Below are 24,293 nucleotides of genomic sequence, written 5' to 3' on the forward strand. Positions count from 1 at the left end.
TTACTTTTTCGCTTGGGCTTTCTTTGCACGCTGCTTATGAATAGCAAGCATTGGCTTTAAGAATCGAGCGGTATGTGACTCTGGGTGCTCGGCGACATCTTCAGGGCTGCCAGCCGCCAAAATCATACCGCCGCCAGCGCCGCCCTCTGGGCCTAAGTCGATAATCCAGTCTGCGGTTTTAATCACATCTAAATTATGCTCAATCACCACAACGGTATTGCCATGCGACTTTAAGCGATGCAATACATCTAACAATAGCTGAATGTCTGCAAAGTGAAGGCCTGTGGTAGGTTCATCTAAAATGTACAAGGTTTTACCCGTATCGCGTTTAGATAACTCTTTAGCCAGTTTAACCCGCTGCGCTTCACCGCCAGATAAGGTTGTCGCACTTTGTCCCAAACGAATGTAAGACAAACCCACGTCGATTAAGGTTTGTAACTTACGTGCGATGGAGGGGATGGCATCAAAATAACTACGCGCATCTTCAACCGTCATTTGCAGCACTTCGTGAATGTTTTTACCTTTGTATTTCACTTCTAAGGTTTCGCGGTTATAGCGCTTTCCTTTACATGAATCACAAGGGACATACACGTCAGGTAAAAAGTGCATTTCCACTTTAATTAAGCCATCACCTTGGCAGGCTTCACAACGACCGCCTTTAACGTTAAACGAGAAACGTCCCACAAGGTAGCCACGAGTGCGTGATTCTTGCGTGCCGGCAAATAACTCACGTATAGGTGTGAAAATGCCAGTATAAGTGGCTGGGTTTGAGCGTGGGGTGCGGCCGATAGGGCTTTGGTCGATGTCGACAACCTTGTCACATTGCTCCATGCCTTTAATGCTTTTATACGGTGCGGGTTCATCTACCGTGGCACCGTTGAGCATGCGATGGGCAATTTTAAAGAAGGTGTCGTTAATTAAGGTCGATTTGCCTGAGCCTGATACGCCAGTAACACACGTAAATAGACCAATCGGAATGGTTAAGTCGACATCTCTTAAGTTGTTGCCTGAGGCACCAAATAGTTCAATAACTTTTTTAGGGTCGATTGGGGTGCGTTCGTCACTGATGTGAATTTGCTTTTTGCCGGAAATATATTGACCCGTCACTGACTCTTCACAGTTAAGAATGTCTTCCAATGTGCCGTCACAAATCACTTCGCCGCCATGCACGCCAGCACCAGGACCGATATCGATAACATGGTCGGCGAGGCGAATAGCATCTTCATCGTGTTCGACCACAATGACGGTATTGCCTAAATCTCGAAGGTGGATAAGGGTTTGCAGTAAGCGTTCGTTGTCGCGTTGATGTAAACCAATAGAAGGTTCATCTAACACGTACATCACGCCCACAAGCCCTGCACCAATTTGGCTGGCTAAGCGAATACGCTGAGCTTCTCCACCAGACAGGGTTTCGGCAGAACGTGACAAGCTTAAATAGTTAAGTCCGACATTGACTAAGAAGCCCAGGCGTTGACTAATTTCTTTTAAGATTTTTTCAGCAATTTGTGCGCGTTGGCCTTCAAATTCAACAGTATCAAAATACTCTTTAGTTTCGCCAATCGACCAGGTGGTTAATTGCGGTAAATTAAGTTCGCCAATAAATACATTGCGTGCTTCTTCACGAAGGCGTGATCCGCCACAGCTATTACAAGGCTGCATATTAATAAACTTAGACAACTCGTCGCGTACCGAATTACTTTCGGTTTCACGGTAGCGGCGGTCCATGTTATTTAAAATGCCTTCAAATGGGTGGTTACGCACCACCACATCACCGCGATCGTTAATGTACTTAAAGGCGATATTCTGTTTGCCTGAGCCGTACAAGACAATCTTTTTCACTTTATCACTGAGTTCGGCAAACGGCTTTTCAACATCAAACTTGTAATGTTCTGCCAATGAACTGAGCATTTGAAAATAGTAGAAATTGCGTCTGTCCCAGCCTCTAACGGCACCGCCAGCTAATGATAATTCATCGTTGGTGATTACGCGGTCTGGGTCAAAAAATTGTTGTACGCCTAGGCCATCACAGGTTTGGCACGCACCAGCTGGATTGTTGAACGAGAAAATGCGTGGTTCAAGCTCGGCCATTGAATAGCCACAGTGCGGGCAAGCAAAGTTAGCCGAAAAGACTAACTCTTCGGTACTTGAGTCTTCCATGCTAGCGATTTTGGCTATGCCGCCAGAGAGTTCTAATGCGGTTTCGAACGATTCAGCTAAACGCTGTTTAATGTCATCACGCACTTTAAAGCGGTCAACAACCACTTCAATCGTGTGTTTTATGTGTAAATCTAAGGTTGGTGGATCGGTTAAGTCACACACTTCGCCGTCAATTCGGGCGCGGATGTAACCTTGGGCCGACAAACTTTCAAGCAGTTTAACGTGCTCACCTTTACGGTCGTTGACTACTGGCGCCAGTAACATTTGACGACTGTCTTGCGGCATGGCTAAGACTTTATCGACCATCTGGCTGACCGTTTGTGCCGACAAGGGTAAATTATGCGTTGGGCAGCGAGGCTCACCCACGCGGGCAAATAATAGGCGTAAATAATCGTAGATTTCGGTAATCGTGCCCACGGTAGAGCGTGGATTGTGCGAAGTCGATTTTTGCTCAATTGAAATCGCTGGGCTTAAGCCTTCGATATGATCGACATCGGGTTTTTCCATCATACTCAAGAACTGACGCGCATAAGCCGACAAGGATTCGACGTAACGACGCTGGCCTTCTGCATACAAGGTATCGAAGGCTAATGATGATTTTCCAGAACCAGATAATCCAGTAATAACAATAAGTTTGTCACGTGGAATTGTTAGATTGATGTTTTTTAGATTGTGGGTTCGGGCACCGCGTATTTCAATTTTATCCATCTATTCGCTCTATGACTGGTGTAAACAAAACGATGATCAGTATCGCATACATTACTAAGTGGCTGTTGATCAATTTTGTTATGAATGATGTTTTAAATACGCAGTAAACGAAGATTAAGATTAGTAAATGATGAACTAAATGAAGCATAGGTCGCAAACTACGATTTCCTTTTGAGCTAATTTATGACGCTGTGATAATATGCGCAGCTAATCATTTTATTGAATCATTTTTCGAAGGGCAATTGCATGGCCAGTAATGGACTGTCGGGTATGGAAAAAAAGGTCGCTTTTTCGTTAGCCAGTGTGTTTGGTTTACGAATGATGGGGCTGTTTATGATCATGCCTGTCTTCGCCTTGTATGGTCAGCACCTAGAGGGCTTTTCACCGTTATGGGTGGGTATTGCTATTGGTGCTTATGGACTGACTCAGGCAGTGTTGCAAATTCCAATGGGGATTTTGTCAGACAAGTATGGTCGCAAACCAATTATTTTAGGCGGTTTGGTGTTATTTGCCATTGGTAGTTTGATTGCTGCCTCATCTGATCATATTTACGGTGTGGTATTTGGCCGCGCAGTACAAGGTATGGGCGCGATTGCCGCCGCCGTATTAGCCTTAGCCGCCGACTTAACCCGCGATGAACAACGCACGAAAGTCATGGCCGTAATAGGCATGTGTATCGGATTCTCGTTTGCGCTGTCGTTATTAGTTGGGCCAATTGTGGCGCAATATATGGGTTTAACGGGGTTGTTTTTTCTAACCGCCGTGTTGGCAGTATTAGGCATGTTAATCGTGCAGTTTTTTGTACCTAACCCAATTACTCAAGCGCCAAAAGGTGACACTGTTGCCACACCAACTAAATTAAAACGTATGTTGCTAGACCCGCAGCTGTTTCGTTTAGACGCCGGTATTTTCATTCTGCATTTGGTATTAACCGCGGTGTTTGTTGCGTTACCGCTAGATTTAGTGGATGCCGGTTTGGTCAAAGAAAAACATTGGATGCTGTATTTCCCTGCATTTGTCGGCGCATTCTTTTTAATGGTGCCGTTAATCATCATTGGCGTTAAGCGTAACAACACTAAAACGATGTTCCAGTTATCATTAGTGATTATGATGCTTTCATTGGCCATTATGGGTGTTTTTGCTGATAACATTTGGATGTTAAGTGCGGCAATTGTGTTGTTTTTTACTGGCTTCAATTATCTAGAAGCCTCGTTACCGAGTTTAATTGCAAAATTTTGCCCTGTCGGTGAAAAAGGCTCAGCGATGGGCGTGTATTCAACCAGCCAATTTTTAGGTGCATTTTGTGGTGGTATGTTAGGCGGTGGTGCTTATCAATTAGTGGGTGCTTCTGGGGTGTTTTTTGTCGCATTAGGGCTGATGTTTGTGTGGCTGTTATTAACGATTGGTATGCAAAAACCGGTGTTATTAAAAAGCTATACCCTTGAAGCTAATATAAAAGATAAAAATGATGCTCAAATTATGGCCACCGAATTATCGCAATTGGCAGGTGTAGTTGAAGCCATTGTGGTGCTTGAAGAGAAGGTCGCTTATTTAAAGGCCGATGATAAATTCAATTTAAGCGAAGCCCGAGCTGTGTTAGGCTCTGTGCAACAGGTCGTGTAGATCATTTCGTTAGAATTCAGATAAAATAAATTCAGATAAAGTAAACAGATAAAAATCTCAGGAGATTTCGATGGCTAGTCGTGGTGTGAATAAAGTGATTTTGGTCGGTAACTTAGGTAAAGATCCTGAGGTTCGTTACATGCCAAACGGCAATGCCGTAGCCAACTTTACAATAGCGACAAGTGAGTCGTGGAAAGACCAACAAGGTCAAGTGCAAGAGCGCACTGAATGGCACAATATTGTTATGTACCGTCGTCTTGCTGAAATTGCGGGTGAGTATTTAAAGAAAGGCTCTAAGGTTTACCTAGAAGGTAAATTGCAGACCAGTAAGTGGCAAGACCAAGCAACCGGTCAAGACCGTTACAAAACCGAAATCAATGCGATGGAAATGCAAATGCTAGACGGTCGCAATGCGGGTGGCGATAACGCTGGTGGTCAAGGTCAGTACAATCAAAGCCAGGGTCAAGGTCAAAGTCAGTACAACCAAAACCCAAGCCAAGGTCAGCAAAGCATGGGTCAGCAATCTCGTCCAGCTCCAGCAGCTCCAGGCGCAGCACCTGCTCCACGTCCGCAGTATAACCAAGCTGCACCGGCTGGCAATACCAACACTTACCAGGGCCAGTCAAATGCGGGCCAACAAGGTGGATATCAGCAGCCAGCTCCAGCGCAACAAGCGCCTGCTTATGCGCCTAAGCCTGCAGCGGCTCCACAAGGTAACTTCCAACCACAAAATGCACCGGCTCAACGCCCAGCGCCACAGCCTGCACAAAACTTTACTCCAGATTTGGATGAAGGTTGGGATGACGATATTCCTTTTTAATTCAATTTAGAACAACGAATTAACAAAAAGCCCTGACAGTCATGTCAGGGCTTTTTTGATCTCTCGTCGCTCAGCTCAAGTTTTGATGCTGTGGCTCAGTTAAGCGGTTAATGATTCCGCTGGGCCAAAGAATTCATAATGAATTTGGCTTGCTGGTACACCTAGGCTGGTGGCGATAACTAAAGCGGCTTTCATAAACCCAACAGGGCCGAGTAAATAAAACTCAACATCGCGGTCTGCCGGTAATTGCGCTTCAATGATTGAGGCGTCAATAAACCCAGTGGCATGCGGTTGGCAATGCGCTTGTGGCTGGCTGTAAATGTATAGTGGTGTAATGTTGCTATTGGTAGCGGCAAGAGTATCTACATGCTGCTTAAAGGCGTGCACGTCGCTGTTAATCGCGGCATGAATAAAGCGAATATCACGGCCAGAACCTGCAGCAGTATTGAGCATGCTGATGGCGGGCGTAATACCGACGCCCCCAGTGAGCAACACTAATGGTTTTGCATTTTTACGTAAGGTAAAGTCACCGCTTGGTGCGCGTAACTTCACTTTATCACCAAGTTGAATATTATTATGTAAATGGCTGGATACTATGCCATTTGGCTCTCGTTTCACGCTAATTCTGAGGTAATCTTTGCCTGCTGCATCAGACAAGCTGTAATTACGACGCATTGAAATACCATCAATGTCGTCAAATACGATGGTTAAAAATTGTCCTGCTTCAAAATCGGGTAAGCCTTGGTTATCAAAAGGCTGAAAGTAAAATGAGGTGATCAGTGAACTTTCATCTTCACGTTTCACTAAAATGAACTCACGCTCGCCGCGCCAGCTACCTTCTTTTTGCTCGTTGGCCGTGTAAATAGACTCTTCTGCAGCAATCAAGATATTGGCTAATTGGCCGTATGCTTTGGCCCATGCATCAATCACTTCATCTGTGGCGGCATCACCTAATACGGCTTTAATGGCTTGTAATAAGCAGCTGCCCACTGCGTCGTATTGCTCAGGTAAAATACCTAATGCCACATGTTTTTGTACAATTTTGCTCACAGCGTCGCTTAGGTTACCGAGTTCATCAATATTGGCGCCATAGGCAATTACTGCGTTCGCTAATGCTTTAGGCTGGGTTCCTTTACCTTGGTTAGTTTGATTAAAAAACGGCAGCACTTCAGGATGCTGAGCAAACAATAAAGGATAAAAATGGCTAGTGATGTCATTAGCGTAAATTTGCAGTGCTGGCACTGTGGCTTTAATAATTTGTACGGTTGCAGTGTCTAACATTGATGAGTCCTTCTGGGATTAAATTGCGATAAACTTCAATTGTTTATCTGCGATACTCTCGTATTACACATAACGTGCCAATATTTATCTAATTGTTTTATATACGATAATATAGTTAAAGGTTAAATTGACCTAGATCATTAAATGTGTCAAATTAACCTAAATTAAGTTAATTTGACTTACTATGAATATTTCTCCTTTCATTGATATTGTAGAAGATTTAAATCGCGATCTGGCTAAATCGGAACGTTATTTACGACTTATTAAAGCGATTCAACGCGCTATTCCTTGTGATGCCGTGGCGTTATTAAAACTCAAGCAAGATTATTTGGTGCCAGTCGCGGTGGTTGGGCTCAAACAAGAAGCGCTTGCTCGGCAGTTTTCTATTCATCATCATCCGCGATTACAACAAATACTCGCCAGCCCACACATTACGCGTTTTGATGCCGACTCTAGCCTAGCCGATCCTTATGACGGTTTGGTGGACGACGGCAGTGAGCAGTTACACGTACATGACTGTATGGGTAGCACTATTTATGTTGATGGCAAAGTGTGGGGCGTACTCACCCTCGATGCGATGCAGGCGGGCAGTTTTGATGCACTTAATCCTACAGAAACCCGAGCGTATATTGCTGGGGTGGCCGCGGCGATTAAAACCAGCGAATATATTGAAGCACTTGAGGCCAAAATTGAGCAAAGCCATCAAGTTGCTCAGGCAACCCTTGGCCCCTCAACGATTATTGGTAAGAGTGCGGCTATAAACGCATTACAAGCCGACATCGATACTGTCGCCAGCAGTGATTTGTCGGTGTTGATTACCGGTGAAACCGGCGTGGGTAAAGAGTTAGTCGCGAAGAGTATTCACCAACAATCACGACGTAATTTACAGCCTTTAGTGCAAATTAATTGCGCCGCATTACCTGAAAGCATTGTAGAAAGTGAATTATTTGGTCATGTAAAAGGGGCGTTTTCTGGGGCGGTGAATGATCGCTGTGGCCGTTTTGAACTGGCCGATGGTGGCACGTTATTTTTAGATGAAGTGGGAGAGTTGCCGTTAGCCGTACAAGCGAAGTTATTGCGGGCGCTGCAAAATGGCGAGATCCAACGTGTTGGCAGCGACAAGATTATTGTGGTCGATGTTAGGATTGTTGCGGCAACCAATCGCCATTTACAGCAAGAAGTGAAAGAAGGACGCTTTAGGGCTGATTTGTATCATCGTTTGAGTGTTTATCCTTTGCCTGTGCCGCCCTTACGCGAACGCGGTAAAGACGTTATTTTACTGGCTGGATATTTCTTAGAAAAAAGTCAGCATCAATTGGGCGTCGCCAAACTGAGATTACAGCAAACGGCAATCGAACAGCTTATGCAATATGATTGGCCTGGAAATGTACGTGAGTTAGAGCATCTGTTGAGTCGGGCAGCATTAAGGGCAATAAGCGAGCAAGGTCGTCTTGCCAGCATTATTAGCATTAATTGTGCGCATCTTGGGATGGAGTTTGCTGCACATCAACCAGAAGTTACATCAGAGTTAGTTATAACGCACAGCGTTGATCATCCTTCATCAATTGTATTAGCAGATGCCGAAATTTACGGGTTACGCGATGCAACCGATGAGTATCAGCGCCAAATTATTCAAGCGATATTAGTTAAAGAACGCGGTAATTTGGCAGCGGTAGCCAGAACGTTAAAACTTGACCGAAGCAACCTCATTCGTACCATGCGCCGTTTGGATATAGACCCCAATGCAGGGTTTATGTTGGTATAAACCCGTGGGGTATAGTGTTCAATACTGGGTATTTAGCAATAAATAATGAACGATTAACTCAGTGCACTTTTAATGGTGGTTTTTAAGTTTTGCATAAAGGTTTTAAAGTGCGGCATAAAATCGATAAACAGCGGGTGTTTACGGTTTTGCATCATTAATGGGCCTAACAAACGTAAACCAACACTTAAGATAGTGGCTTCTGACTCCGGGAGTCCACTGCCTTTTTTAAGGTTCTCAACGAGTTTAAACAGATCTTCTCGGTCTTGGAATTCAAACTGTAATGGTTGAGCGGCTTCGTTATCTGGATTAATTTGCTCGACGGTAATTCGATATTGGTTTTCTTTGCTCATGGTGAATTCCTCAATAAGTTTATGGGTAAATAAGTTAACTTTTTAAAAATCGTTCAATTTTAGGTTTGATGGTTAATGATGTAATGACCATTAACGTTAAGCCTAAAGGCAGCGCGGCGAGTAGCGCATCAAGCCAGTGGCTAAACAGTGCAGAATAACTGTTAAAGCCAATATTATTAATCGAAGTCGATAAGGCCATTGCAGACTCCATCGTCAGTGCCATAAACAGCCCTACAATAATGTTGCGCTTTTTCTCGCTGGTATCAGGTAGCCACTGTTCAACAATTTGAGTTAACAAAGCCATTAAGATAAATCCCGCAGGCATCACGGTTACTGCCGCAAATAGGAATGATGTTAACCAATCATTGAAAAACATCTCGCTATATCCGATGTTGATATAGGTCATTAAACCAATGAGTGAACCGCCCATGAAGGTCATCATCGCAAACACCACTAGCACTTTATAAATGATCGGGGTTTTCGTTGGGCCTACTTGGGTTAATGGCATAACGGGTTGTGCATGCATTTTGTTTCTCAAGTGATTAAAATGGAAATGGACTAGGTTGATTTAGTCAACTATATTCAATGTTGTTGATTATGTCAACTAGTTTGGTTGTTGTGTTGAATATATTAATTTTATGCTTGTTTGGGATGGCGTTGAAGTAGGTATATAGAGAGGTGTTTTTTGTAGGTAAATCTTACTTTTTTTGTAAGGTTTTGATATGTATTTATTTCTGGTTGGTAGGAGGCGTTTTTACTTTGCAGCAGATAACCTCAATATCGAAAACAAAGATATTGAGGTTTAAATTAGTCATATTATTTTATTAGCAATCAGTTGTAACGTAAGATATTTTTGGACTTGAACCTATTGTGGTCACCGGATCATAAAGTATGTAGCATCCACTGTTTAATACCGCTGTTTGATTTACGTAAACGCCAGAACGTCCACCTAATGATGCAGTGGTTAACCAAAAACGAGTATCACCGTAGGTTGTTGACCAAGTCCAATCATTGTCGAAGCCACTTCCCATAATTTTTGAAATACTATTATTTCTATTAGCACTTGGGTATCCGTATGAAATTTCTAAATCATCAATCCCATCTGCATCGATATCTATCGTTGTTTTAGCATTGTTTTGTAATCCTTGAATGACAGATTTAGCGTACACTAAATTGGCTGCTGATTTGATAGCACCTCCCATTGATTGAAGTGCCGCCTTATTTGCATCGGAGCTTAAACTTAGAAAGCGAGGTGCCGCAGTGACAGCAAGAATGCCTAAAATAATAATGACTACGACGAGTTCAATGAGTGTGAAGCCAGATTGTTTAGAAGCCTGCTTTATCATCGTTGGTACCTATTTGTATGAAAAAAATAAGAAAAATTTAAGATAACGCTAACAATACGGTGGATACAAATTTGAATAGCAGATGAGTATTACTGAATAATCAATGTGCTGATATTTGTTATATAGAGTCGTAACAGTACCATTTTTTACCTTTTTATGTGAGAGCAGAAATTATTTCTCAAAAATGCAGGTCAATATAGTTATAAATCATAAGTTTCTTTTACAGGATGGATGTAATGCAAAAAAATGTTATTAGTCATATTGCGTTGGTAGTTGCATTGGTTGCGGTCATCGCGGCTGGTGTGATGATTTTTGGTTCGTCGATGGGACTATGGGACCCAATAACGGGCTTTATTGCGAGCCGTAAATACCACAATGTGCTTGGATATATTGTGGTGGCATTGGCGCTAATCAGTTTAGTCAGCGGTATGATGATTAAGACTGACAGCCCTAAAGCGCGAGGCACTGCAAAGTCAGTCGTAGCATTAGTATTGGGGATTGCGATGTTGTCGCCCATGTTGAAGGGGCTTATTATCGAGCCAGTAAAGTACCCTCCTATTCATGATATTACGACAAATACTGATGCACCGCCGCAATTTGTGTTTTTAACCGACAGCCGAATAGGCGCTAAAAATACTTTAGTTTACGGCGGGGCTGAAATTGCTGCGCAGCAGCTAAAAGCCTTTCCTTATATCAAGCCTATTATGTCGGAGTTAAGTTCCGATGCGGCGTTTAAAAAAGCACTCAGTATCGCCAACGAAATGGACTGGATTATTGTGGAGCAACAACCGCAAACACTGCGTTTTGAAGCTACAGCGAGAACGCCATTTTTCAATTTTGCTGACGATATTGTTGTCGTTGTGACGAGTTCAGAGCAGGGTAGTCGCATTGATTTACGCAGTGTGTCACGTATCGGCATTGGCGATGCGGGTGTAAATGCAAAGCGTATTCAAGAGTTTAGCCATAAATTCACTGAATAATAGAGGTTTTTTGATGATAGATTAAAGTCGAATAATAAAAAATATACTGTCAAAAGGCTTTAAAAAGGACACTTATGTGTAAGTATTCTAATGTAAGCCTATATTTTTCAGGCAGTTGGTTATGACACAGGTTAGGCTATTTGAAGTCATATTGATTCTAGACATACAAGCAGTACCTTTTAGTGTTGTAAAAATGCATATAGCGCATTCTTCAGCGCGTTTATCAAGGCCTAATGCTATAGATTCCGGATCGGTTGAAAATAAGTCTAGCCACATTTTTATAATGTCATTGTCTGAATCTACTAATTTCTGAGTTGCTTCAGCCGGCATGGCTTCACTATCTAAGTCCGACTGGCATAATGTGACAAAGCAGCCCTTGTGGTCACTCGAATCGCACTGGCGTACCAAAATAGACATCATACAGTTCATCACTCTTTCACTCAAAGAGGTGTCTTCTTGCTTTAGGAGGCTGAAGTTATGTGCTTCTCTATTGCTAAGGTATAAATCAGTTGCTTTGATAAAAAGCTGCTCTTTATTACCAAAAGCACTGTAAAGGCTTTGTTTTTTGATACCCATTTGCTCTGTGAGATCACTCATAGAAGTCCCTACGTATCCTTTCTGCCAAAATACCTTCATAGCAGAAACAAGAACTTTGTCTTCGTCAAACTCCTTTTTTCTTCCAGCAGCCATATAACCTCGTCAATAGTATATTATTGCTCTATTTCAATGTAGACACCTTCCAATTATATATCATTTTTAGGGGTAGTTAGTTGTGCCCTAAGTCAAATAATTAGAATTAGTGCAGCCTAAATAAGAGCACAATTATAAAATCAATCACTTTATTAGGTATGGTTTAATTATATGATAATTATTTAACGTCACCTCACACTCCCATATAGGTATATTTCACCATTAATAATAAAAGTCGACCTGTATCACTAATTGGGTATATAAAAATACTTAATTAATGACCAATCGGTCAAAAATGGGCTATATTCATTATGTTGATAAAAGATGTTACATAAAAAGGAGGTTTACTGAATTTTTTACATTAGGTAAATATACTATTTAAGTTTAATTATTGTGAGTTTTCATTATTAATATAATGCTTTCTTATAGGGTGACTTTGTCTTTTTTTTATGAAGTGATGATAGTTAATTAAACTTTTCAAAAAATAATAATTATGAGAGGTGATAAATATGAACGCTTTAAAATCCATTGGGAAAAACATGCCGTTGTTTTTTCTAATAATATTCTTTAGTAGCTTTAACCCATCGTTTGCGAATCAAGATGTGAATCCAAGAGGCGATTTCGTCGGCTCCCAAAAATGTAAAACATGTCATCAAGATGTTTATAAAGAATGGCAGGGAACTCGTCATGCAAACGTGATGAGAAAGTTATATACAAAAGACAATAATTCCATCAGTGCGCCGTGGGGTACAGAAAAAGAGCCTAAAGTTATTACAACCAGTAATAAAGACCGAAAATTTACTTTGTTTATGAAAGGGAAAAAATATTGGGTCACCATTCATGATAAAAAAGATCCTAATCGTGAACTTTCTTATCAAGTCGATGCGGTTGGTTATACTTCTCAAACGATGTTTTTTTCCTATGCAGAAGAATCAGATTCTTTAATTGTTTTACCATTTAATTACTGGAATAATGAAGAAAAACAAGAGCGTTGGGGAAATGCTTTTGACTTATTTTGGTTTAACGATGATGGTTCTATCTCATCAGATGAGAAACTCGCTACATTCGAACAATTTCATAATTACGAAAACCGTTGTGCAGAATGCCATCTAACTGGGTTTAATGCTGAAACATGGACAGATGCAGGTAAGTTAGGGCGTTCAGCAGATAAAACTAATATTTGGACAACAACTGAATTTGCTATTGGGTGTGAAAAATGTCATGGCCCAGGGGGCGCACATGCCAAAAGTCGAGATAAAAAAGATATTGTAAACCCAGAAAACTTAGACAGTAAGACGGGAAGTGAAGAGTGCGATCAGTGTCATCAGTCTGGCCATGCTATTAATTATGACAATGGTTTTTGGAGCGAACTTCCGATTAAATTCGATGAAAAAAATCCTCTAGGCCAAGGTCAACATTATAATGTTGGCGATAAACTGGATGAGTTTTACGTTGATAATGTTCGTAAAAAATGGGCTGGTACGGATTATTTCCAACAAGGAAAGTCTTATACCATGCAAATAGAAAGTACCAAGCATTTTCAAAACGGTATGAATTGCAAAACCTGTCATGATCCACATACACAGAAAACCCGATTACCTGCTAATGATTTATGTCTAAGTTGTCATAATAAAGACAAAGGTACAGCTAAACATCAGGGGAATTCTCATATGCAAGCGGATGTTAACTGTGTTGATTGTCATATGCCATATGGCATGATTAGTTTTCTTCGCTCTACCCGCTATGATGGCAGACTGCATGTTTTCAAAGCAATTACTCCGACAGAATCATTAGCACAGTTTAATTATCTCAAACAATTTACACTTCCTGATGCAGATCCTGAAGCTAAATTGACTCAATCTTGGGGGAAAATAAACAAAGACTTCGGTTCTTGCTATGACAGTGTGAAGCATCCAAAAAATGTACACTACTGTACAGATTTTGATGTACTACCAAACGCTTGTTCTAGTTGCCATCAATCGGAATTCCCACAACCTGGTAAATTCGATGACACACAAGTAGAACGTTTACATAAAGCTGAAGCAAGATATCAGCAATTAACTGATCATATGAAAAAAGCTATGTAATTTATTTTATTAAAAATATTAAATTAATATTTTAATATCTAATAATTTAACTCATTGTATTAATTAAATTACGTAACTCCCCCTACGTAGGGAGAGTTACGTCTATAGGAATAAATTATGAACTCTAAATTAAATACTATTGCTCTAGCAATAGCATTAAGCTGTATCTCTTCATCTTCTTTTGCTGCATATGAATTTGAAATTAACGATGATAATAAAATAACTTTTGGTGGTTATATTAAAGTTGATGCCCGTTATGTTGATGGTGATGTTGCCTATCAAGATAATTGGAAAGGTGGTGGTGTAGGGTTAGATGAAAATGCTTCTCAGTTTAAAATTTTCGCAAACGAAACACGTTTTAATACAAAGTATGAACACGGTGATGTCACAGGTTTTATTGAAATGGATTTATATGGTGGTTCAGGAAATGAAATCGTTTCAAACTCTTATAATCCTAGAGTTAGACATGCATATATAAGTTATAAAAATATTCTCGCAGGACAGACTTGGACAACATTCATGAATCCAAGTGCTATTGCTGAAACTGCTGATTTTGGTAGTACATTAATGGGGATTTCATTTGTTCGTCAAGGACAGATTAGATATACAAATGGAGGCTTCCAATTCTCCTTAGAAAATCCAGAAAGTTATGGTGGTGATACAGCCAATGATAATGTGCCAGATGTTATTGCTAAATATACTTTTCAAGGTGACTGGGGTAATGTTTCATTTTCTGCTCTTGGCCGTCAATTAAATACGTTAGAAGGAAATACAGAAACGACTATTGGTGGTGGTTTTGCGGGTAAAGTGAATACATTTGGTCACGATGATCTCCGTTTTCAATTCCACACCGGTGAACTGGGTCGTTATGTAGGAACTGCCGCAGTAAAAGATCTGGTAGGAGACGACGTTGAAGAGTCTACTGCTTATAATGTGGCATATCGTCATTTCTGGACTGACACGATGCGATCTACTTTCATATATGGTTATATCAAAGGTGATAATAGCGATACTGAAATTAGTCAGTGGGCTGTTAACTTGTTTGAAAATTTAACACCAGAACTTTCAGTTGGTTTTGAAGTGGGAAATTACGAGTTGGAACATGAAGATAAAAACTCATTTTATGGACAATTTTCAATGATATATGCCATTTAACCTTTACTAATTATGTACTAAAAGTCATCACAATGATGTTATGACTTTTTTCTGACCTGCGTTACAGCACTTCTAGCGACATCATCAACCACTTATCTGGTAGTAAAATGTGAAGCTTGTTAATTCATTGACGAACGAATTCATTGCGAAATAAAGACATACCAATAACAGCCAAGACCATAGCATCCATGGGGAGTTTTCGGCATCTTAATATTGTAATGCCGTTGGAGTCTAGACAAGATTGAATAATATCGGGGTCAATGAAATCAGAAAAGCATGAGAATTCGGTCAAGCGGTTTAATTGAAGAGCGATCAAGTGCTTCTGAAAGTTCCATAAAAAATCCGATAATGAAGATTACCAGATTTTGGCAGGCTGAAAGATAGGTAAATAGAGCGATATATTTTTTTAATTTCATTTCTTAACTGATCGACATTAAGCACCTAGGTGCTCTTTTTTATGGCTAAAAATCCTGCCTTTAAGACAGCTGCAACAGATGACATTTGTCATGGCGTATTGCTGACAAAGCACACTACTGCTCGATGAGCGTTTTGCTGATAATAAATCCATACCAACAAGGAGGCTTTATCATGCAACATAAATCATTGGACCAGCAGTTAATTGAGTACCGTCAACTACGCGCGTTAGCGATGCCATTATCTGGCATGATTGTTTGGAGTGTATTGTTTGTGCTCAGTTTTATATTACCGACATCGCAGTTAGTGTTAGCGGTTTTTATTGGCACCGGTTCTATTGTGTATTTGGCTATGGGAGTGTCTCGACTAACAGGTGAGAATATCTCGTTTAAGAAAAAAGCTAACCGTAATTGGTTTGAAAATGTATTTCTGGCTGCGGTAGGGATGAGCTTTTTAACCTTTGGCATCAGCATTCCATTTTTTATGGAAAATTATCTCGCATTACCTTTTGTATTAGCGATTCAGACGGGATTGATGTGGTTAGTCCATGGCGTGATTGCCGCGCAAAAAGTCGCCATAGTTCACGCTATTGTTCGCACTATTGCCTGTGTTGTAGCCTTTCAACTTTGGCCAGAATTAAGCTTCCAAATTCAACCATTAATCGTGGTCTTATGCTATGGCTTTACCATACCCATCATGCAGTCTCATTGGCGCCAGCAACAAAAACTAAGCATGAGTGTTTAGCTCGATACGACCAATGTAATAGGTATAAACATAAAAAAAGCCACAGCATTGAGCTGTGGCTTCACTGATACTAGCAAATCAGTTAATTCTTAATTGCTTAGTTCTTTTTAGCGTATTTTGCTGCTTCTTCACCTGCTAAGCGACCGAAGGTAATGATGTCTGAAATCGCATTGCCCCCTAAGCGGTTAGCGCCATGAACACCACCGGTTACTTCACCCGCGCCGTATAAACCAGGAATAACCTGTTTTTTAGCATCCATCACTTCGGCTTTAGTATCGATCATCACGCCACCCATGGTGTGGTGTACACCGGGTGTGATTTCGATTGCGTAGTAGTTACCTTCGTTTAGTGCGCGTGGTAAGTCTGCACGTTCAAAATCAGTGTCTTTACCGCTGGTGACTAAACTATTGTAGCGCGCGACAGTTTCAGTTAATGCTTTACCGTCAATACCTTCCATTTTGCCCAATTTCGCTAAGCTGTCAGCCGATGGAGCCACACCTAAACCGACATATTGGTTAATTTTGGACAGAGACTTACGTACAGAGTCATCAAAAATCAAATAAGCTGTTTTACCTGTTTGTTCTAAGATGGCTGCAGAGGCTTTATCACGAGTCGTGATTTCGTTAACGAAACGCTTCCCTTCACGGTTAACTAAAATCGCACCATTACCACGTACCGCTTCGGTAATCATCACACCACCTTTAACAGACAGTGTTGGATGCGCCTGGATATATTGCATATCTTTTAACGCGCCACCGGCATTTTCAGCGACATCTAAACCATCACCTACAGCACCAGGTTGGTTAGTTGAAATAAAGCCTTTTAAAGAAGGATCTAGCTTAGCAACACGTTCATTATTTTTAGCGAAACCACCCGTTGCTAAAATAACCGCGTCAGCTTTAACCCAGTAGTAACCTTTATACATCCCTTTAACGAGGATACCTTTTACACTGCCTTTATCATCTTTAAGCACTTCAATGCCGCGAGTGTTCATGCGTAAGTCAATGTTACGTTTAACCGCATTATCGTAAAGTACCTGTACCACATGAGCACCTACACCAGCACCACCGGTTGGGCGGTGTGAACGGTTAACTGATGCGCCGCCCATCATGCCAACGTCGGTTAAGTCGGCACCCATTTTTGTCATCCAATCAACAGAGTCTTTAGAATGTGAGCTTAGAATCTTAACTAAAGCTGGGTCGTTAATGTTTTGGCCACCTTTCATGGTGTCTTTGTACATTAACTCTGGGCTGTCAGTTATGTTTTTGGCTTTTTGTTGGTCAGTCCAGGCTGCATTCATGCCGCCGGCTGCTAACTTAGCATTACCACCAATCACGGGTTCTTTTTCAATCAAAATTACTTTAGCGCCGCTGTCATGTGCTGCTACCGCAGCAGAGAAACCTGCACCACCCGAACCGACAATAACCACATCAACTGTGTCGCGTGGTGCACTTGCTAGTGCTGCTTGGCGTTCTGCTTTGTCTTTGGCTAATTCTGCAATAGTCGGTTCGTCACGTTGCCATTTTTTAGCATATGGCATGTTAAAGTCGAAGCTGTGGCAAGAGTCACAATAGACCATCGATTTTTCGTGAGCGCTGTGGCATGAAGTACAAGCCACTTCGCCAGGAAAGTGAGAGGCGTGGGCATTGTAGTGTTCATGTTTTGTAGTTTCTGCCACTTCTGCTAATGTGCCGTGGCACGATACACATTGCGCATTTTCATAAGTTAAGCTGTCATTTGAGAGTTCACCATCTGCTGTATGGCAGCTATCACATTCTTGGTTTTGTACATGGAAGTCGGCTAAGTTGTCAGCGGCTACGGCATTACCCATTAGGCCTGCGGTACCCATTAACGTGGCTAGACAGACTGCAATTTTCATCTTTTTCATGTTGATTCCCCCTTCTATGCCTTAACGGCGATAAGCCAATTAATGATAGAAGTCTTATTTTTGTTTTATCAAGGCAGAAGTGATCATCACTCCACGCTACAAATACGGCTAAATGTGGGTCGAATTGATTATCCCGACCTGGTTATTTATTTGCTCACACTTAGTTTTACCCATGATCGTAAAATCAACAATGTGATAGGTGATTATGTAGAGATAAATGACTGCTTAATCACAAGCTCTAAAACTCACTATGCAAACATGCATAGCTACAAAGAGGTATATGCAATTTTGCATAGCGGATGTTGAGCGAGATCACATTGAGTGAAATGCTGATGAATTTAGACTAAGCGCGTTTATTACATAATGATTTACTCATATGCGGAATGCTGCACAGTTTCAAATAGGCTAAATGAGTAACATTAGCGGATGAGATTGATATTGCTTTGCCTTATATTCTTTACCCTGCCAGTGCTGGCGCAAGACAGCATTGTATTTGGCGTGCACTCAAATACAGCGCCGCTTGAATGGCGCAATAATGGTGTCGATCAAGGCTTCAATATTGAGCTGATGAACCGAATTGGCCAGTTAACCCGCACGCGGATTGTTGTTCGGCGCAAGAGTTTTCAGCAACTGTTAAACGATGTGCATAACCCCAACAGCGACATTGATGTGATTGCGGTAGTGAGCCCAATAAATATGAACCGTCAGTTAGCGCAATCGGACCCTATTTATGCCACCCACGCCAAAGCCTATACCTTGCAGGGTAAAGCGTTAATCAATAACTGGGCAGATTTAACCGGTAAGCGTGTCGCCATTAAAAAAGGCGCTTTTGTTGATGTATTTTTGTCCGACAAACTGCAAAAGTTTGATCGGGTTGATGTTGATCTTTATGAAACAGGCTTTCAGTTGCTGATTAAAAATCAGGTCGACGTGGTGATTGCCGAAAGCTTTGTTGCTCGGCGTCTACAGCCCTTGTATCCGTCGGTACGAAGCTCTAGTGATGCATTAATTTACGGCGCGTTTAATTTTGTCGCCAATGCCACTAAAGCCAGGCAGATGAAGCAAATTAATGATGCATTAAGGCAATTAAAGTTGTCGGGTGAATATGATTTACTGGTCAATAAATGGTTTGGCACCGGCCGCGAAAAAGTCGATTTAACCTTTACCGAAAAGCGCCTGTTCGCACTTGCGATTGTGGTTGCCATCATTTCTGCAGCAGGGTTGGTCTACACCGGATTTATTAGTGCGAGTTTACGCCGTCACGCTAAAGCGCTAAATGCCCAATTGATGCAACGTAAACTGATTGAAGCCGAGATATCCGAACTGTCACAACAGTTTCAATCTGTGCTCGATGGCATTCCCAATGGCGTGACCATCGTTAATCACGCCTTACAGCATTTATGGAGTAACGATAACAATATTCATTTGTTAGACTCAGATGCATTTTACTACATAGACAACGACGTTTTTGTGCTTAAGACCGCGGTGCTTAATGTGTTATCCAGTCAAAAATCGCTTATCGCAGATATGCATTACCAACAACAGTTTTGGCAGTTACAAATCCACCCCATAGCTCAAGACCAGGTGGTTATTTTACTTGAAGAGTCAACCGAGCAGCATCGTTTACGCCAGGCCAATGAAGAGGCCAGTCGCTTAGCATCACTGGGGGAATTATCTGCCGGTATAGCCCATGAAATTAATAATCCCACTGGATTAATTGTCCATGCAGTGTCGTTATTTAGTGCGGCGATGAAAGACTTAGCGCCTGCGGCTAGCTATTACCAAAAACAAAATCCTTTTTGGCTTATTGCGGGGCTTAATCCCGACGTCGCCATCAACGAGTTGCAATACAGTTGCGGCGCCATTGAAGAGGGCGCTAAACGTATTAGCCGAATCGTCAATGATTTAAAACGTTATGCCATGCCGCATATAGCCGATGAATATACCCGCGTGTGTTTAAATGATGTTGTTCAAGTCGCGCAGCGGTTAACGGCAAATCAAACTAAAACACATCAAGTCAGTATCATATTATCTGAGCTTTCACCTTGTATTAAAGGTGATGCTCAGCAACTGCATCAAGTATTAATTAACCTTATTCAAAATGCCTGTAACGCCTGCACTGCTCAACAAGCTGAGATAGTCATAGAAACCAACGTACAAGACGATAAGGCAATGTTAAGTATTGTCGATAATGGCTGCGGCATGAATAGCGCAACATTAAAAAGAATTACCGAACCTTTTTTTACCACCAGACGCAACGAAGGTGGCAGTGGGCTAGGGTTGTCGGTATGCAGTAAAATTATTAAAGAGCACCAAGGCGAAATGCAGATATTATCAACGTTAGGCCAAGGTACTCGGATTTGCTTAACGTTTGCTTTAGCGCATTAAACTAGGATTTAACCAATGAAGTTAGCTCGAAATATTCTGTTAATCGACGATGAAGCCGCATGGTTACGCACACTGGCCGTGACATTAAACCGCCTGGTTCCCGAAGCTGTTATTGACACCTGTATTGACAGTCGTCAGGTTCAAAGTCGTTTGCAGGTGGGTGACTATGCACTGGTATTGGTTGACCTTACGATGCCATTTCATTCAGGTGAAGAGCTGTTAGCGATGATCCGCAGTGACTTTCCTAATACTCGGGTCATTATTGTTACTGGGGTAAATGAAGTGGATACCGCAGTACGGTGTATTAAAAATGGCGCTTATGACTATTTTATTAAAACAGATAATGTCGACGACCTTGCACGGACAGTGCGACGAGCACTTGAAGTGGTTGGGCTTGAGCGTAACTATTTATACATTAAAGAGAGGTTTTTAAGTCGCACCTTAGATAACCCACAAGCATTTAATAATATTTTAACCTGTGAGCCGTTGTTATTAGATCAATTTCGCTACCTTGAAGCGGTATCGTGTAGCCCTGAACCGCTGTTAATCTCTGGTGCGAGCGGTACCGGTAAGAGTGAGTTCGCAAAATCTTGCCATGCGCTTTATAGCCCAAATGAACCTTTTATCTGCATTAATCTTGCGGGCATTAGCAGTGAATACTTTGAACAAAAAATGTGTGGTCAGTTGTATCATCACCATAATGGTGAACTTGAAGCGGTTGCAGGTCTATTGCATCAAGTCGGCAGCGGCGTACTTTATCTTAACGAAATTGGCGCACTGCCACTTGATGCACAAGTGAAATTATTAGCCCTGCTTGAAAACAAGCAATATTATCCTTTAGGCAGTGACACCGCATACCCAGTAAAATGTAAATTCGTGGTATCGACTCAAGATGATTTACTTAAGCTTCATCACGCTGGCGAGTTTAGAAGCGATCTTTTATATCGATTGCGCGCGCATAAAATTAAATTACCGCCACTGGTTGAGCGTCAGTTAGATATCTCGATGTTGATCAATCATTTTATCACCCTAGCCGCAACTGAAATGAATTTACCCGCACCCATACAACCCGCAGAATTGGCCTCTCAGTTAGCAAGTTATGATTTTCCCGGTAATTTACATGAGCTGAAGGGAATGGTATTTGATGCCGTAAGCAGAAGTGACGGTATAGCCCTTAATACCAGTCCGTTTATGGAGGCTATAAATGAACATAAGTCATTAATAGCTGCGCCAGCGGATAGAATTATCTTTCCGAAGTCATTGCCGACCATCGCCCAAATGAACCAAGCATTACTCGATGAAGCCATGAGTCGCACAGCCAATAACCAAACCGCCGCAGCGCAAATATTGGGGATCAGCCAAAGCGCTTTGAGTCGGCGACTAAAAGGGCATTAGTGCTTCTGTACTTGTTATGACTAGCACTATCTTTTTAATCCTCTTTTATTGATGTGTGTGCAGACAGTTGCTGTATTTTGTTGTCTACCAGCCAGACTTTTAAGTCATCTAGAGGCATAGGACGAGCAAAATAATAACCTTGAATTTGATGACAACCTAGTTGCAGGAGTTTGTTAACTTCAACTTCTGTTTCTACACCTTCAGCAATTAAGTTCATGCCTAATTCATGGCCGATATTAATAATATTTTTCACCATAACGTGATCATTTTGCCCAAGAGGGACAACAAAGCTACGATCAATTTTTAAGGTGTCAAAAGGCAAGCTTTTTAGGCGTTCAAGTGACGAGTATCCTTTGCCGAAGTCATCTAAATGAAATTTAAACCCATGCTTTACTAAATTTTGCATGGTGGGCAATATTTCGGTTTCTGATTCAGCAATCATACTTTCAGTCAGCTCTAAATGCAGTGCAGAAGGCGGTAAATGGTACTTCTCAATGCATTGCATAATATCTTTTGTTAGATCTGAATCCCTAAACTGCCTCAGTGATAAATTGACATTACATTGCAGTTCCGGGTAATCAATACGCAGTGCTTGCAGCTCAGCGCCAACCTTATCAAATACTTGCTGTCCTAGTTTTGTAATCATCCCTGATGTTTCTGCAATACTAATAAATTCATCGGGCGGGATAAATTCGCTGCATAATTTCCAACGAGATAACGCTTCTAGGCCGATAATACCGCCGTTCCTTGCATCAATGATAGGCTGATACCAAATGTCTAACTCTTGTTCATTTAATGCTTCTCGCAATGCTTGTTCAAGCTGCATACGGCGAGAGACGATATCAAGGAAGTTAATTTTAAAGACGACAGCTTGGTTTTTTCCTCTGCGTTTCGCTTCATACATGGCGAGATCGGCATTGCGAATAACATCTTCTTTAGATAGCGCATATTTGAGCGGAGCGAGTCCGATTGATGCCTGTAGGTTTAGTTTATGACCCTCATACTCAAAAGGTTCTGCAATATGTTTGAGTAAGTGTTCCGCAAATAGGTGAGCACCATCGGGATCGGTACCTTCTAATAAAATAGCAAATTCATCACCGCCTAAACGCACTACAGTGTCATCTATTCGTACTTGAGAAGTCATTCTTTGGGCTATTAACTTAAGAATATGATCTCCAGCAGAGTGCCCTAAACCATCATTAAGCAGTTTAAAGCCATCAAGATCGAGTAACAGCAACGTACTGGAAAAATGGGGCGTGAGCTCATGTTGATGCATGTAAATGTCTAGCTTTGCCTGTAATAGACGTCGATTGCCAATACCGGTTAGTGGGTCATGGTGAGCAAGGTGATGTAAATCTTCATGTCGTACTTCTACCTCTGCAATAAATTCATTAAGAGATTGTGCGAGGTTATCTAATTCATCATGGCCTTTTACCAGCCAGCGAATGGTTGAATGCGACTCTTGTCTATATTGGTCAGCAAGTCTTGAAAATATACGCAGTCGGTTTAATACCTTAAAATGTACAATCCAATAATTACCAATAAGTGAAATCAGTGTTAAACCCAGCACACTAAATAATAATAAATTAAAGGTGAGATCTCGTTCAGCCTGAAGGTGTGTACCACCTTGTACTTGTGTTTTTGCCGCTAAGCCGATTAACGATTTAGTCGCTAACCATTGATTATCTCCATCATTATTTTGCCGTACGACTGAAGATATCGACTGCGGGCTTGATGAACTTTTGATTAACTTAAAAGGCACAAGGGTTAACTCTCGCAAACCATTCAAAAACGACTCATTAAGAATTCGGATAAAAAATAAATAACCGCTTGATGGAGTATTTTTGAACGTGTTGGTAATCGCAACGCCAGATATCATAATTCCGACGTTATTGTGCCAAATGATTTTGCTGGTTACTGTTGTTTGTGTGGGTGACATAAGCGACGGTATAACAGGTTGCAGTATTGCCCATAAAATTTCAGGCATTGGTACTAAGTTTTCTGCTTGTGTCACTAATGGCGCAGACACTACGCTGCCATCTAAATGAGTAATGATAAAGCCATTTACTTGGATATTATCCAGTGCTTCAGAAGTATAGTTATCTTCGATATAAGTCGGGTTATTACCGAGTACAAATTGTTCGGTGTCATTCCAGTGGGCGTAATCAATTAAGCTTGATTCAAATGCCTGGTTGTTTTGTTCAAATACACCGTTAACCCGCATCAGTTGTTGCTCGTAAAATTTAGCGTCAAAATTATCGAAGCGTGAATTGATTAAATGGCTCGAAATCCACAGAAAGCAGACACCCACAAATATCAACAGTGCAGCCATGGCGTAAAGCATCCAACGCCCCATACTGCTAGTAATAGTTTGATTTTGCGCTATCGCCATACGACGTCTTCCTTGGGAACAACCATCTAATTAACCTAATGGTTGAGGGCATTGATAATCTGTTTTAATAGAATAGGTTAAAAATCCAATATAATAAATATTACAATGAA

The 24,293-nt window shown here is 41.4% G+C and carries 17 protein-coding genes and 1 pseudogene; 9 read left to right on the top strand and 9 right to left on the bottom strand.

Features of this window, described 5'->3' with window-relative positions; genetic code table 11:
- Positions 1 to 2,865, bottom strand: coding sequence for an excinuclease ABC subunit UvrA (gene uvrA, locus ACROAE_RS09025; RefSeq protein ID WP_432400918.1), 2,865 nt, complete (start codon positions 2,863 to 2,865; stop codon positions 1 to 3).
- Positions 2,866 to 3,111: 246 nt separating this feature from the next.
- On the opposite strand from uvrA, the gene ACROAE_RS09030 reads away from it, so the two are divergent.
- Complete coding sequence (locus ACROAE_RS09030) at positions 3,112 to 4,488, top strand: MFS transporter (RefSeq protein WP_432400920.1); 1,377 nt, start codon at positions 3,112 to 3,114, stop codon at positions 4,486 to 4,488.
- Positions 4,489 to 4,558: 70 nt separating this feature from the next.
- Complete coding sequence (locus tag ACROAE_RS09035) at positions 4,559 to 5,308, top strand: single-stranded DNA-binding protein (RefSeq protein WP_432400922.1); 750 nt, start codon at positions 4,559 to 4,561, stop codon at positions 5,306 to 5,308.
- 99 nt (positions 5,309 to 5,407) lie between these two features.
- Here ACROAE_RS09035 and hmpA read toward each other — a convergent pair whose 3' ends face one another.
- Positions 5,408 to 6,589 (bottom strand): NO-inducible flavohemoprotein, encoded by a 1,182-nt coding sequence (gene hmpA / locus ACROAE_RS09040; RefSeq protein WP_432400924.1) that lies wholly within the window; start codon positions 6,587 to 6,589, stop codon positions 5,408 to 5,410.
- Between the two features lie 184 nt (positions 6,590 to 6,773).
- On the opposite strand from hmpA, the gene norR reads away from it, so the two are divergent.
- Positions 6,774 to 8,354 (top strand): nitric oxide reductase transcriptional regulator NorR, encoded by a 1,581-nt coding sequence (gene norR / locus ACROAE_RS09045; protein WP_432400926.1) that lies wholly within the window; start codon positions 6,774 to 6,776, stop codon positions 8,352 to 8,354.
- A 53-nt stretch (positions 8,355 to 8,407) separates the two neighbouring features.
- Here the strand turns inward: norR and ACROAE_RS09050 are convergent, their stop codons facing one another.
- The 3 genes from ACROAE_RS09050 to ACROAE_RS09060 all read right to left on the bottom strand — a co-directional run bounded on the left by ACROAE_RS09050 (position 8,408) and on the right by ACROAE_RS09060 (position 10,050).
- Positions 8,408 to 8,704: a DUF3861 domain-containing protein gene (locus tag ACROAE_RS09050; protein ID WP_432400928.1), complete on the bottom strand. Its 297-nt coding sequence runs from the start codon at positions 8,702 to 8,704 to the stop codon at positions 8,408 to 8,410.
- Between the two features lie 34 nt (positions 8,705 to 8,738).
- Positions 8,739 to 9,230 (bottom strand): DUF2798 domain-containing protein, encoded by a 492-nt coding sequence (locus ACROAE_RS09055; protein ID WP_432400930.1) that lies wholly within the window; start codon positions 9,228 to 9,230, stop codon positions 8,739 to 8,741.
- Between the two features lie 298 nt (positions 9,231 to 9,528).
- A complete protein-coding gene (locus tag ACROAE_RS09060; protein WP_432400932.1) occupies positions 9,529 to 10,050 on the bottom strand; it encodes a type II secretion system protein in 522 nt (173 codons plus the stop codon).
- 236 nt (positions 10,051 to 10,286) lie between these two features.
- Here ACROAE_RS09060 and ACROAE_RS09065 point away from each other — a divergent pair, with 236 nt between their 5' ends.
- Positions 10,287 to 11,030: a DUF1499 domain-containing protein gene (locus ACROAE_RS09065; RefSeq protein ID WP_432400934.1), complete on the top strand. Its 744-nt coding sequence runs from the start codon at positions 10,287 to 10,289 to the stop codon at positions 11,028 to 11,030.
- Between the two features lie 87 nt (positions 11,031 to 11,117).
- Here ACROAE_RS09065 and ACROAE_RS09070 read toward each other — a convergent pair whose 3' ends face one another.
- Positions 11,118 to 11,720: a TetR/AcrR family transcriptional regulator gene (locus tag ACROAE_RS09070; protein WP_432400936.1), complete on the bottom strand. Its 603-nt coding sequence runs from the start codon at positions 11,718 to 11,720 to the stop codon at positions 11,118 to 11,120.
- A 509-nt stretch (positions 11,721 to 12,229) separates the two neighbouring features.
- On the opposite strand from ACROAE_RS09070, the gene ACROAE_RS09075 reads away from it, so the two are divergent.
- Both ACROAE_RS09075 and ACROAE_RS09080 read left to right on the top strand, forming a co-directional pair.
- Positions 12,230 to 13,807: a multiheme c-type cytochrome gene (locus ACROAE_RS09075; protein WP_432400938.1), complete on the top strand. Its 1,578-nt coding sequence runs from the start codon at positions 12,230 to 12,232 to the stop codon at positions 13,805 to 13,807.
- A gap of 117 nt (positions 13,808 to 13,924) precedes the next feature.
- Positions 13,925 to 14,962, top strand: a complete 1,038-nt coding sequence (locus ACROAE_RS09080; RefSeq protein ID WP_432400940.1) for a DcaP family trimeric outer membrane transporter — start codon at positions 13,925 to 13,927, stop codon at positions 14,960 to 14,962.
- A gap of 44 nt (positions 14,963 to 15,006) precedes the next feature.
- On the opposite strand, the pseudogene ACROAE_RS09085 reads toward ACROAE_RS09080, so the two are convergent.
- Positions 15,007 to 15,297, bottom strand: a pseudogene (locus ACROAE_RS09085) (transposase domain-containing protein); the annotation flags it as partial.
- A gap of 253 nt (positions 15,298 to 15,550) precedes the next feature.
- Here ACROAE_RS09085 and ACROAE_RS09090 point away from each other — a divergent pair.
- The gene (locus ACROAE_RS09090) at positions 15,551 to 16,120 is read left to right on the top strand and encodes a DUF7010 family protein (protein WP_432400942.1); all 570 of its coding nucleotides are present in this window, start codon (positions 15,551 to 15,553) and stop codon (positions 16,118 to 16,120) included.
- A 97-nt stretch (positions 16,121 to 16,217) separates the two neighbouring features.
- Here the strand turns inward: ACROAE_RS09090 and ACROAE_RS09095 are convergent, their stop codons facing one another.
- Entirely contained in the window at positions 16,218 to 18,008 is a 1,791-nt protein-coding gene (locus ACROAE_RS09095; protein ID WP_432400944.1) for a flavocytochrome c, read from the bottom strand.
- Positions 18,009 to 18,434: 426 nt separating this feature from the next.
- Here ACROAE_RS09095 and ACROAE_RS09100 point away from each other — a divergent pair, with 426 nt between their 5' ends.
- On the top strand, positions 18,435 to 20,396 hold the full coding sequence (locus tag ACROAE_RS09100) for an ATP-binding protein (protein ID WP_432400946.1): 1,962 nt from the start codon (positions 18,435 to 18,437) through the stop codon (positions 20,394 to 20,396).
- A 15-nt stretch (positions 20,397 to 20,411) separates the two neighbouring features.
- Positions 20,412 to 21,791: a sigma-54-dependent transcriptional regulator gene (locus ACROAE_RS09105; protein ID WP_432400948.1), complete on the top strand. Its 1,380-nt coding sequence runs from the start codon at positions 20,412 to 20,414 to the stop codon at positions 21,789 to 21,791.
- Positions 21,792 to 21,825: 34 nt separating this feature from the next.
- Here ACROAE_RS09105 and ACROAE_RS09110 read toward each other — a convergent pair whose 3' ends face one another.
- Positions 21,826 to 24,183 carry a bifunctional diguanylate cyclase/phosphodiesterase gene (locus ACROAE_RS09110; RefSeq protein ID WP_432400950.1) on the bottom strand — a complete coding sequence of 786 codons (2,358 nt, stop codon included), beginning with the start codon at positions 24,181 to 24,183 and terminating at the stop codon, positions 21,826 to 21,828.
- Positions 24,184 to 24,293: the final 110 nt, after the last annotated feature.

The organism is Shewanella sp. MF05960, from assembly GCF_050849305.1.
Lineage (GTDB): Bacteria > Pseudomonadota > Gammaproteobacteria > Enterobacterales > Shewanellaceae > Shewanella.